This window comes from Microbulbifer agarilyticus (assembly GCF_020171345.1).
GTDB lineage: Bacteria > Pseudomonadota > Gammaproteobacteria > Pseudomonadales > Cellvibrionaceae > Microbulbifer > Microbulbifer agarilyticus_D.
Window position 1 is genome coordinate 88,424 of the sequence record NZ_JAIUZM010000004.1, and the last position, 11,451, is coordinate 99,874.

The 11,451-nt window shown below is 56.2% G+C and carries 10 protein-coding genes; 7 read left to right on the forward strand and 3 right to left on the reverse strand.

Annotated elements, in window-relative coordinates; all coding sequences use genetic code 11:
- The first annotated feature begins 130 nt into the window (after positions 1 to 130).
- The 6 genes from LCM31_RS13140 to LCM31_RS13165 all read left to right on the forward strand — a co-directional run bounded on the left by LCM31_RS13140 (position 131) and on the right by LCM31_RS13165 (position 7,585).
- Complete coding sequence (locus LCM31_RS13140; protein WP_224870816.1) at positions 131 to 1,192, forward strand: YbgA family protein; 1,062 nt, start codon at positions 131 to 133, stop codon at positions 1,190 to 1,192.
- 7 nt (positions 1,193 to 1,199) lie between these two features.
- A complete protein-coding gene (locus tag LCM31_RS13145; protein WP_224870818.1) occupies positions 1,200 to 2,687 on the forward strand; it encodes a cryptochrome/photolyase family protein in 1,488 nt (495 codons plus the stop codon).
- 92 nt (positions 2,688 to 2,779) lie between these two features.
- On the forward strand, positions 2,780 to 3,295 hold the full coding sequence (locus LCM31_RS13150) for a DUF2878 domain-containing protein (RefSeq protein WP_224870819.1): 516 nt from the start codon (positions 2,780 to 2,782) through the stop codon (positions 3,293 to 3,295).
- Positions 3,296 to 3,371: 76 nt separating this feature from the next.
- Positions 3,372 to 5,573 carry an autotransporter outer membrane beta-barrel domain-containing protein gene (locus LCM31_RS13155; protein ID WP_224870821.1) on the forward strand — a complete coding sequence of 734 codons (2,202 nt, stop codon included), beginning with the start codon at positions 3,372 to 3,374 and terminating at the stop codon, positions 5,571 to 5,573.
- A 203-nt stretch (positions 5,574 to 5,776) separates the two neighbouring features.
- The gene (locus LCM31_RS13160; protein WP_224870823.1) at positions 5,777 to 6,982 is read left to right on the forward strand and encodes a pyridoxal phosphate-dependent aminotransferase; all 1,206 of its coding nucleotides are present in this window, start codon (positions 5,777 to 5,779) and stop codon (positions 6,980 to 6,982) included.
- Positions 6,983 to 7,108: 126 nt separating this feature from the next.
- On the forward strand, positions 7,109 to 7,585 hold the full coding sequence (locus LCM31_RS13165) for an Lrp/AsnC family transcriptional regulator (RefSeq protein WP_043317624.1): 477 nt from the start codon (positions 7,109 to 7,111) through the stop codon (positions 7,583 to 7,585).
- Between the two features lie 77 nt (positions 7,586 to 7,662).
- On the opposite strand, the gene LCM31_RS13170 is transcribed toward LCM31_RS13165, so the two are convergent.
- Positions 7,663 to 8,676 carry a HupE/UreJ family protein gene (locus LCM31_RS13170; protein WP_224870825.1) on the reverse strand — a complete coding sequence of 338 codons (1,014 nt, stop codon included), beginning with the start codon at positions 8,674 to 8,676 and terminating at the stop codon, positions 7,663 to 7,665.
- Positions 8,673 to 9,578 carry a peptidyl-prolyl cis-trans isomerase gene (locus LCM31_RS13175; protein WP_224870827.1) on the reverse strand — a complete coding sequence of 302 codons (906 nt, stop codon included), beginning with the start codon at positions 9,576 to 9,578 and terminating at the stop codon, positions 8,673 to 8,675. Before LCM31_RS13175 ends, LCM31_RS13170 begins: the two co-directional genes overlap by 4 nt.
- A gap of 236 nt (positions 9,579 to 9,814) precedes the next feature.
- Here LCM31_RS13175 and LCM31_RS13180 point away from each other — a divergent pair, with 236 nt between their 5' ends.
- Positions 9,815 to 10,126: a c-type cytochrome gene (locus tag LCM31_RS13180; protein ID WP_318247450.1), complete on the forward strand. Its 312-nt coding sequence runs from the start codon at positions 9,815 to 9,817 to the stop codon at positions 10,124 to 10,126.
- Positions 10,127 to 10,369: 243 nt separating this feature from the next.
- Here the strand turns inward: LCM31_RS13180 and LCM31_RS13185 are convergent, their stop codons facing one another.
- Positions 10,370 to 11,404, reverse strand: coding sequence for a helix-turn-helix transcriptional regulator (locus LCM31_RS13185; protein WP_224870829.1), 1,035 nt, complete (start codon positions 11,402 to 11,404; stop codon positions 10,370 to 10,372).
- Positions 11,405 to 11,451: the final 47 nt, after the last annotated feature.

Consider the following 11,451-nt stretch of genomic DNA (forward strand, 5'->3'; position numbering starts at 1 on the left):
CAGTAAGACGGGAATCCTTTGCAGCGGCGCCCGGCGGTGTGTACCTTAATCTGAACAGAGTAGCTGGTCGTATAGCTCTACATGGCGACGGGGTGCACATGCGCCCGCAGTATGGGAGGCACAGCCAAGAATGAATTTCTCGCGAAAAATCCCGGTGGGGATCAGCCAGTGTGCGATGGGCGATGCAGTGCGGTTCAACGGTGGCCATAAGCACAGCAAGGTTTGTACCGAGTTACTTGGCCAGTGTTTTGACTACGTGCCGCTGTGCCCGGAGGTTGCCATTGGCATGGGGGTGCCGCGTAAACCCATTCATTTACTGGTCGAAAAGGATGGCGCTCCAGTGGACGCCGTGCGTGTGATCGGTGTCGACGACGCCAGCGTGGATGTCACCGCACCGCTGCGGGATTACGCCGATTCGGTGGTGCCAGAGTTGCAAAAGGTGCGCGGTTACATCTTCATGCAGAATTCTCCCAGCTGCGGATTGCGCGGTGTGCGGCGGTATCTGGCCAACGGCCACGGTATCGACAGTGAGGGAGTCGGCGTGTTTGCCCGGCGCCTGCAGCAACAGTTTCCCCATTTGCCGATGGAAGAGGTCGGCCGCCTGAATAACAATGAGCTGCGTGAAAATTTCCTCACCCGGGTGTTCGCTTATGACGCCTGGTTTCGTTATGTGGAGAGTGGCGATACCGGCGATGCGGTCGCGCAGGACGCTGACAACAACGTCGATATAAGCGGCGCCGATAAGCGTCCCGGTATCTCCGGCAGACCGCTGTCCTTCCTCGCGCGGGTTATCGAGTTTTACACCGCATACAAATATCTATTGATGGCGCATCATCAGGATAAAACCCGTGCCCTGGGCAAGGTGCTTGCTGACGCCAAGTCCATGAGTGAGGCGGAGCTGGCTTTCGAAGTGCGCGGGCGTATTATGGATATTCTGTCGCGGCCGGCCTCGCGTAAAGACAAGACCAACGCGCTAATGCACAGCGCCGGTCACCTGAGCGAATTCCTGGACAAGCGTGAAAAGGCCGAGCTTAAGGAGTTGATCGAAGATTATAGGGTGGGGCACAAACCGCTTTCCGCGGTACTCACCCTGCTTCGCCATTATCTGCCTCGCAGCCCGCACAGTTTTATCCACAGCCAGGTACTGTTGGCGGCTGAGCCCGCAGAGCTTGGCCTGTGTGACTTCAACTAGCCCAGGCATGCCAGTGACAAACGTTCGAAGAGGCCTGATTTGGTTGCGCAACGATCTGCGCATGGCCGACAACACCGCCCTGTACCGCGCTGCAAAAAGCTGTGATGAACTTGCCGCAGTCTTCATCGCCTGCCCAGACACCTGGGCTAGTCATGGTGATGGTGACAATGTAGTCGCCATGCGGCTGCGCTCTCTGCGCCAGTTGCAGGGAGCGCTGCTCAAGAAGAACATTCCCCTGTATTTTCTGGAGGCACCGGCGTTTAGTGATGTCGATGGTGCGCTCGCTCAAATTGCGCAGAAGCTGCAGGTGGACGCATTGTTTGCCAATGCGGAATATCCGGTAAATGAGCTGGCACGTGATCACGCGGTCAAAAAAGCACTGGGTAAACTGAACGTTACGGTAGAGTACTTCACCGACCGCACCTTGATCCCACCGGGTAGCCTTACGACGGGTAGTGGTGACGGCTACAAAGTTTTCACACCTTTCAAACGAGCGTTCATCTCTGCGCACAGTAATAGCGGCGAGGCGTTTGGCTGCTTGCCCGCACCGCGCGCGTTGCCCGCCGACCACCTGTCGCAGTGGCCTGAGTGGATCGCGCTCGACGGTGAACACAATCTGGTGCGCAGCATTCCCGATACATTGAGCGGCTATGGAGTGGCTGCCGGTGGTGAAGAGCGGGTCCTGGATTGGCCAGTGGGAGAAGCGGCCGGCGCGCGTACGCTGAAAAAATTTGCCGACGTGATTGATGATTACGAGGAGTGTCGGGATTTCCCTGCGCGCGAAAATACATCGCGGCTGTCCCCCTATTTGAACTGCGGCGCGGTCTCTGTACGTCAGTGTGTACAGCTGGCAGTGGCAAATAATGATGGCCGCTGGGATGGGCCAAGCAAGGGGGCAACTGTCTGGCTCAGCGAAATACTGTGGCGTGAGTTCTATCAGCACCTGGTGGTAAATTTTCCCCGGGTATGCCGCAACACGCCGTTTAAGCCCGAAACCGAAGCCGTGCCCTGGTCCGACTGCGCGGAGGATTTCGAGCGCTGGTGCGAAGGACAAACAGGTGTGCCGATTGTGGATGCGGCAATGCGCCAGCTCAATCAGACGGGCTGGATGCACAATCGGCTGCGTATGGTCGTGGCCTCGTTCCTGACCAAAAATTTGCTCACCGATTGGCGCAAAGGTGAGCAATATTTTATGCAGCAGTTGGTCGATGCGGATTTTGCTGCCAACAACGGCGGCTGGCAGTGGGCGGCATCCACTGGCACCGATGCCGCACCGTACTTTCGCGTGTTTAATCCCTACAGCCAATCGAAACGCTTTGATCCCAAGGGTGAGTTTATTCGTGCGTATATTCCCGAGCTGGCAGAGTTGTCAGATCGGGATATTCATTGCCCGCCGCAAGATTTATTTTCCGAACACAGTTATCCGCCGCCCATTTGTGATGTGACTGAATCGCGAAAAATCGCGATTGAAGCTTTCGCCAACTTGAAGAAATAGCAATCCTCTGTTTTATTGCCTATATCTCTGCGCTTTTGTCGCCGGAGAGATTGCGCTCGCGATACAGAATATCCTGACGGATGCGTTGCCAAATGCACTATAAAAAAATGGCCAACTTTGCGCTGTTTGTTGCCGGGTGGTGGGTGGCCTTACTCGGCGGCAATGCCATGGCATTAATTGCGCTGTTTATGGTGCTCATGCTGCACTTTTTTATGTGGCGCGATATTCGTGATATTTTTCTGATTCTCGGTTTTATTTTCTGTGGCTTTGGCGTCGAGTGGGCGTTTATGTTGTATGGCATACAGGAATATCAATCCACACTGCCGCCGGCCTGGGTGATCTGTATCTGGGCGATGCTGGCGACCACCGTGCGCTATTCCCTGGCCTGGCTTATTCATAAACCCCTGCATGCGGCGCTTGCGGGCTTGCTTATCGCGCCGGTGTTTTACCTGAACAGTGTCTACCTTGGCCCGGTGGGCTGGGGGCGGCCGGTGTGGCAGTGCCTGTTGAGTATTGGCCTGGTGTGGAGCCTGCTGGCGGCACTGATCAGTGGGGTGCTGGCACCGCTAGTCAATCAGATGGATGCTGTGGAAAACCGTGTCGGCTGATCACCGCAACAAGAAATTCCTTTCTCGCGATTAACCTATACTTGCCACGAAATTTCGCGGAGGTAAGGAGAACCCAGTGCGGCGAGACACAAAGGATTTGGGTGCTGGCAGTGTTGGTAGGGCGAGCTTGGCGACGTCGATGGCTCTGCTGCTGGGTATGGGGATAGTTGCAGCGGAGGGGCAGGCCGAAGAGGCGATATACGGTTCTCTGATCGTATTTGGCGACAGTCTTTCCGATAACGGCAATGCCGGCGTGTTTACCTCCGAAGATCCTCAGGGGATTTATCCCCGTCAGCCCGCGGTATCCTTCCTCGCCGATTTGCTCGGCCTGCCCAAGGAAAACTCCTGTTTTGGCCTGGGCCCTGCATTTGGTGGCCTAATTCCTTGCGCGCCGGCACCGGGCACCATCGATCAACAGCTGCAGCAAATTGTGGATTCGGTGTTGACCAACGGCCCCAACTGGGCGGTGGGCGGTAACCGGACCGCCGATGTGTTGCTGGATCTTGTCGGGCCGCAGCAGTTCCGCGTCCTATTTCCCGATACCACGGTGGCCGATCACAATACCCTGACCACGATATTGCCAGATTCCAGCCGTTGCGGGGCTGATGGCATCTGTAACCCGGCGCAGGGGGAGAGCCCATACCTCAGCCCTGTGGAAGTAGCGGCCGCGGTGTCGGCGTTTAATAACCCTGCCGCCTTGCAGGCACTGGTGGACGACCCCAATAACAATATCACCTTGACCGGCGTGCCCTTCGCCACCGGACAGGGCTACCTGCCGCAAAATACGGTGTCACCCAATGATCTTTATTTCCTGAATGGTGGTGGCAACAATATTCTGGACGGCGTGAGTACCGGTACCATCAATTTTGATTCCATGACCCGCGCGGCGACGTTTCTATCGACCGCCGGCGGTGTGCTCAAGGCATACGGTGCCAAGTACATTGTTATGACCAACACCCCGCGCATTGGTAACACCCCGGCGATCAACGTGCAGGGGCAGGCGGCGATCAACTATGCCAATCTCGGCACCGAAATTTTCAACGATCGCCTGCGGCGCCAGGTAAATGCGATCGGTAACATTTTGTTGCTGGATATGGAGGGGATACTTGAGCTTGCCATCGAAGACCCGACAGCGTTTGGCTTTGCCAATATCAATCAGAGTGCGTTTTGTTACGAAAACTGTGCAACACCGAGCCCAATCTACGGCGCGAACGGCAGCAATCCCAATGCAGATTTGCTGATCTTCAATGATGGTATCCACCCTACTTTGGCGGCACAGCGATTACTGGCGGATTATTACTATCAAACCCTGACTGCGGCGATTCACTTTGGTGTATTGCCGGACCTCGGCTATGAAAACCTGCGTCAGCATCGTAAAAGTATCGATCACCATCTGCTTTCCCAGCGCTATCGCGATCCCTACACCACGGTTTTCTTTGGCGCTAGTGTTAGCCATGCAGAGCTTGGTGTGGCGCCAGCGGTGAATGATGAGTATCCGGCCTGGGATGGCTTTGTGGGTATGAGTTTTGCCGGTTTTGACCACCTGGAGTGGGGGCTCGGCATGTCCTATGGGGGTAGCGAGTACGAGCCGAGCGATCTGTTTTTCAAGGCGCGTAATTTCAGCCTGAGTGCCTTTGCCCGCTGGGATAACGAACTCTTTTTCCTGGATGGCGGTGTGACCTTCTCAAATATCGACTACGACGATGTGCAGCGCACCATACGTATCGGCAATAAATTCCGGCATCGCCTCGATGGTGATACCGACGGCGAAGGTTACAGCGTGTTCCTGCGTGCCGGTTATGACACCGCGTTACAGGCCTGCGGGCATTTGGGCCCCTTTGTGTCCTTTGAGTGGACCGAGGTGGACGTCAACGGCTTCCGCGAGCGCACCGCCGACCGGTTGACCTACGCCGGCTCCTGGGGGCAGCGTCTCGATCCCCTTGGTTTGTGGGTGCACGGGCAGGACCGGGAATACCTGCGTTCGAAACTGGGCTTCTTCTATAACGGTGACGATGTGGGGGAGCACCAGTGGTTCGGCGAGTTCTGGCTGGAAACAACCAGTGGCGACGATTACGCCGATCTGGGTATCGGGGTCAATTCGATCTTCAACAACTGGGCGCGACTGCCGTCCTATCGCAGCAAGAATACCGGTATCTTCCAGAACGGCGTGGGTGCCATGGTGGGTGTCAGTATCAACGAAAAGCTGCGCATCGCAGCGGATGTGCTGGTGCGCCCGGATGACGCAATTGGCGGCTTGAGTCTGAACTATCGGTTCTAAGGTTGCTTGGCGCGAGTACAGGCCGCGGCGTGGGAGGAGTTTTTGTGACCATCAGCCCTCGAACAGGGAGTCATTTGCGCACTGCCGCATAATCTGCGGCAGCGGCGGCGAAAAAATCCGGTTGCTGCGAAATCGGCTAGGCCGAAGCGGCATGGATTACCCCATCGGTTGTTAACTTAGCAGTATCGATAACAACCGAAACCATGGACCCGAAGATGTACGCTCCGCGCTTTAGCAAATTGAGCCAGGCCCTCCATTCCGCCGACGCCGACGTGTGGGCGGTGAGCGATCGCGCTCACCAGCTGGCAGACAAAGGTGAAGATGTAATTTTCCTGTGTGTCGGAGATCCAAACTTTGATACACCCGAGCCCATTCTGGATTTCGCTCGCGCCCGTCTCGGTGTAGGTCGCACCCACTATTCCCCCGCTGCCGGTGAGCTGGTGCTGCGCCGCGCAATTGCCGATATCGAAAGCAAGGTCAGTGATCACCCCTGTAGCCCGGATGATGTAGTGGTATTCCCCGGCGGCACCAATGCCATTTTCGCGGTGCTGTCGTGCCTGCTGAATCCCGGTGAGCAGATCGTTATCCCCGAACCCATGTATATCGGCTATGTGCCGATCACCGACGCGTTGCAGCTGGACGTGAAAAAGGTGTCCTGCCCTGCGGACAAGGGCTTCGCCTTTGAGATTGAATCCATCAAACAGGCTATCGGTAAAGATACCCGGGCGGTGATGATCAATACGCCGGTCAACCCCACCGGTGCCATGGCGACCCCGGAGCAGCTGCGCGAGCTGGCGAGCTATTGCCGCGAGCGCGGTGTGTGGCTGATCTCCGATGAAATGTACTCAATGATCACCTTTGCACGTCGCCATACTTCTCTGCGTACTGCCGCTGAGAAGCTTGATAACGTGGTTGTAATCGACGGCTTGTCCAAGTCCCATGCTATGAGTGGCTGGCGCCTGGGTTGGGCTGTGGCACAGGGCGAACTGGTCGAGCGGCTGATTGAATACGCCGGCGCCACTATCTTCGGTTGTCCTCAATTTATTCAGGAAGCCGCCGCGTTTGCACTGGAATTTGATACCTACTTTGTGAAGCAGATGCGCGACGCCTATGAGCGTCGCCGCGACCTGATTGTGGAGCGAATTAGCAAGATCCCGGGGCTGAGCTGTTACTCACCGGAAGCGGGCATGTTTGTAATGGTGGATGTTTCCGCCGTTGCCCAGGATGGCGAAGCCTTCGCCAGCGCGTTGCTGGATGCGGAGCGCGTGTCGGTGTTGCCGGGTAAGCCATTCGGGCCGAGCGCGGTGAACCATGTGCGCCTGACCCTGGCAGCGGATGAAGCCGACTTGTCACGTGCGTTGGATCGCATCGAACGTTTTGTGATGGATGGTTGCCTGAAGGCGGGATAGTAGAAGGTGGGATAGTTGAAGGCGGGATTATGCCGAGTTGCCGATCATGTGTTTCGGTGTCGCGTATTTCCCGCTATGCTGTTTCGGAATTGACCCTGTTTAAGAAATCAGTCGATAGCATTTGCCGTGAAAATTGATCGCCACAACCTCAAAATCCTGGAAGTCCTGCAGACCAATGCGCGTATCAGCAATCTGAACCTGGCGGATCAGATAGGCTTGTCGGAAAGTGCCTGTCTGGCGCGGGTAAAGAAACTCACCAGTGAGAAGTTTATTCGCGAGTACCAGGCCGAGGTGAACCTCGACAAGGTGCGTCATGCGGAATTCTATGTAAACGTGGCACTCAAGCGCCAGGACGCGCGCACCAGCGAAAGCTTTCGTCGCGCCATCAACAAGATTGAGCAGATTGTTTCCTGTGTGAAAATGTCCGGCGAGTTCGACTATATGCTGCGGTTTGTGTGCCCGGACGCCGGCGACTTTAACCGGGTGTCCGAGCAATTGCTGGCCGATGAAGATGCCGCTATTACGCGCATGACTTCACATCTGGTGATTGAGAAAACCAAACCGTTTAATGGCTATCCGCTCGAGTTGTTGTTCCAGGACTAATTTTTCCAGAACTGGTTATTCTTGGGTAAGCAGCCCGCCATCCAGCCAATACCGCGCTTGGCGCAGATATCTGCAAATCAGATCACCAGAGCAATGGTTCGATCCACCAGCCACAGCGCGGAGACTCCCCCTACCAGATAAGCGACCGGCAGTGCACTGGCGACACTCGCCGAATGGCCGGTACGCAGTTCCCACTGGTGCACGCTGGGCAGCTTTCTGAGGGTCAGCATCAATATGCTGACCGCGACAATGAAGGCCAGTTGGCCGGCCTCTACGCCCAGGTTGAATACCGCCAGTGACAGAGGGATTTCGTGGGCGGGTACGCCGATTTCGGAGAGTGCCCCGGCGAATCCAAAGCCATGCAGCAGACCGAATGCAAACGCCACCAGCCAGGGCTTGCGAATAGCGAGGGTACTGCGACCTTCCAGCTTGTGCAGTATTTCCACCGCAATAAACACAATACTCAGGGCGATCACCGCTTCCACCGGCCCCTGGGGAGCCGACACAAGTCCTAGCACCGCTGCAGCCAGAGTAATACTGTGGGCAAGGGTAAAGGCGGTGATGGTGGTGATCAGCTGCTTGGTCCCGGTGACCAGGACCATCAGCGCCAGCACAAACAGCAGGTGGTCAACTCCCAGCAAGATATGTTCAACACCTAAAACAAAGTACATGTTGGCAATCTCCCTTTTGCCCGCTTTGTTCTCTACCCGCATCAGCGGGTTATCCGGCAATAGGCGCACTACCTGCTCGCGCCCATCCAGCCATTGGATGCGCACCAGTGCATCCGTGAGGGTGTTTTCCAGTCCATCGATCACGATGGTGCTGTTTACAAACCCATTTGGATGGCTCACGCGCCAGCGCTCCACGTAATAGCCGCCGGCAAAAAGTGCGGTGGGCAAACTTCGGGACTGGCTTTGCTGGTCAAAAACCACATCCAGTGACAGCCTCAGGTCGCCCTGTGCCGGCACACGCCAGGTCACGTCAAACTCTCCCGAAACGACTTCCTGCAAGGTCAAAGCCGCCGGGCGCAATTCGTGCGCCTGCAGCGAGAGTGACAGCAGCAGGATGAGCACCGCAAGCAGGCTTTTCACTGGCGAACTACCTCCCCGGCGGCGGGCGCATCCGTTATGGTTGTCGGGGAGGGGGGGGACGTAGATTCCGCAGCGGGTGGCAGCGGCGCGATGGAAACCGTGTATTTGTCCCGCAGGGTTTGATACTGGACGTGCAGTACGTCTTTGCGCTCTGCCTCCTGCCAGTCGCTCAGTACCTGGTCGCGGATTTCGGCAAACGCAGGCTGCACTTCGGGTACCAATTCGGTAATACGCACCAGATGCTCGCCGTAGGCCGAGGTCAGTGGTCCGGTCCATTCGCTGGTGGGCAGGTCGACAAGTTGCAGAGAAAAGTCGCTGCCGAAAACCCGATCAATACGATCGGGTGTTACCGACTCGAATCGGTAATCCAATAGCGAGCGATCACCGAGCTTGCGCGGGTCGCGGCCGGCGGTCAGGCGGGTGAGCACGATACGGGCGTCTTCTGCCACTTCGGCGCGCTTATCACTGTCGAGAAAAATCTGCTCAAAACTGTATTGCGCCGGGCTGGTGTATTCCTGCAAATTTTCCTGGTGGAATTGCTGCAGTAACCGCTCGGAGGGCTCGATGGCGTCCACCAGATCTTTTGCCAGAAATTCCATCTTGGTGCGCAGGCGGCGACGGATAACTGCGTCGTTCTGGTCGAGCCCCATATTCAGCGCTTCACGATAGAGCACTTCTTCGCGCACATACTCATCGATCAGGCGTTGCAGTTCTTTGTCGCTGGGTGGGCGTTGCCAGCCCCGTTCAAAGATCGAGGAAATGTTGCGAATGCGCGCCTCACTGATGACGATTTCTTCTTTAGAGGCGAAGCCGCCACTCTGGAAAATACTGCTGACACCAAAGAGTAGCGCCCCGATCAGGGCAAACTGGACACTGGGATCCTTGATCCAATGCAGCTTCATCTGTGAACTCCGATTTATCGATGTTATGGCGTGGTGACAGGTAAAGCTCAGTGAGAAAAAATTCTCATACCCTTGAGGGTAGTCCATGCTCCCGCATTCGAAAGGGAATATAGTTGGTGAGAAAACACTGGGTCAGGGGAAATAGGCAAGAAATGTAGTAATTCACGGCAGCGGGAAACTACACTGAACGCTGGAGTGGTATTTGGCGCAGCTTCACTGGTAATAAAGGTTTTGTGATGAAATTTACGACAATCTGTTCATTTGCATTTGTCGCGTGTGGCCTGGTGCTTGGTGGTCACGCACAGGCGGATAGTGTCGAGGACAAGTACAAGAAGTCCTGTCATATCTGTCACGATACCGGGGTGGCCAACGCACCCAAGGTACACGATGTCGAAGCCTGGAAGCCGCGCCTGGATAAAGGCATGGACACTCTGGTTAGCTCGATAAAAAACGGCCTCAATGCCATGCCGCCGGGCGGCATGTGTTCCGATTGCAGCGATGAAGACTACAAGGCGTTGATCGAGTTTATGTCCAAACCGAAACAGTGAGCTGACTGGCTTGCCTTGTGAATAGACTTCAGGCTGTGTGTCTTTCCACCCGGAGGCTCGACTGGGATGGAATAGGAGGGTTTGCAGGAGCCTGAACTACAGGCGAAGTGGTGACTGGGCTAATTGCCTGTAGAGCAGGTCCTGCACGATTCAGTTTGGCCTATCCGACGTCAGCTGGCGTAAGCCTAACCAAAATTATGACGGTTTTTTGAACAGATTTGTGTCGCTTCAGCGCATCTGTCGTTAGCTTGGCAGCGCTTCTCGCCGGAACTCCGTTGGGGTCTTTTCGTGCCGGCGCTTGAATGCAGCATTGAACGGGCTGAGTGAGCGGTAGCCGATATCCAGCGCAATGCTCAGCACCGGCAGGTGCGCTTCATCCGGGTCAGCCAGCCGCTGGCTCGCCTCGTCAATACGATACTGGTTCAGGTACTCGTTAAAATTTCGAAATCCCAGGTGCTTATTAATTAGTGCGCGCAGGACGTGTTCTTTTGCGTCCAGCTGTTCCGCCAGCGCCCGAATCGTCAGTCCGGTGTGACGATAACCTCCCGCCGCCATATGGTCCTGCAGGCGCACAAGCAGCTGACGTTGTGGCTCGTCCAGTGGCTCCAGTGTTTTCTCCGGCGCCTCGTCAATTTCGGGTACGTGACTTGCCGGAGGCAATGAATCTTCAAGCGCCTTGGGAGAAAGGGACAGCAGCCAGAAGCAGGCCCCAAACGCCAGCAGTGTTGCGGTTACCGCGTGCAGGGTGGGGATGCCCGCAGGCGTCGGCAGGAAGGAAAACAAGAACTCTGCACACACCACGATGAGCATGTAACCGCCAATGGCAATCAACAGTGCGATGCGTAGCTGACGGCGCTCGGCCACCAGGTCGGACTGTAATTGCTGCAGCAGTGTCGCCAGTCCCGCGCCGATCAGGCCGAGCTTGAACGGTTGTGCGGACAGGTAAAAGAAGTGGTGCAGGTTCAGCTGGCTGGCAAAGTCGATCGCGAGCCCCGCGGCAATGATTCCCCAGCCCCACTTGGGAAACGCCTCCTGATCACTGCATAACTGGTGGGTAAAGAGCCAGAAGGTACCGGGAATTAAAATGGTGGGGAGGGACACCAGCAGGCGAGCGTGAAAGTCCTGCTCGCTGAGCAGCGGTCCGAGCAGATAGCAGAAAATACCCAGCAGCAGCACAAGTAGCCAGCGGCTGTCTCTGCGTTTGTGGCCGATGGAGATCCTGACCGCGGCCAGCAACAGCAAACCACAGGCTGCGCCGGTAAAAAAGCTATACGCCATGGATCAGGTACCTCTTCCCGTGTGCTTTTTATTTTTTACTCGATACC

Bases quoted from the DNA above. Each gene is read 5' to 3' on its own strand.
- LCM31_RS13140 (WP_224870816.1), top strand. From the start codon at position 131: ATGAATTTCTCGCGAAAAATCCCGGTGGGGATCAGCCAGTGTGCGATG.
- LCM31_RS13145 (WP_224870818.1), top strand. From the start codon at position 1,200: ATGCCAGTGACAAACGTTCGAAGAGGCCTGATTTGGTTGCGCAACGAT.
- LCM31_RS13150 (WP_224870819.1), top strand. From the start codon at position 2,780: ATGCACTATAAAAAAATGGCCAACTTTGCGCTGTTTGTTGCCGGGTGG.
- LCM31_RS13160 (WP_224870823.1), top strand. From the start codon at position 5,777: ATGGACCCGAAGATGTACGCTCCGCGCTTTAGCAAATTGAGCCAGGCC.
- LCM31_RS13175 (WP_224870827.1), bottom strand. From the start codon at position 9,578: ATGAAGCTGCATTGGATCAAGGATCCCAGTGTCCAGTTTGCCCTGATC.
- LCM31_RS13180 (WP_318247450.1), top strand. From the start codon at position 9,815: ATGAAATTTACGACAATCTGTTCATTTGCATTTGTCGCGTGTGGCCTG.
- LCM31_RS13185 (WP_224870829.1), bottom strand. From the start codon at position 11,404: ATGGCGTATAGCTTTTTTACCGGCGCAGCCTGTGGTTTGCTGTTGCTG.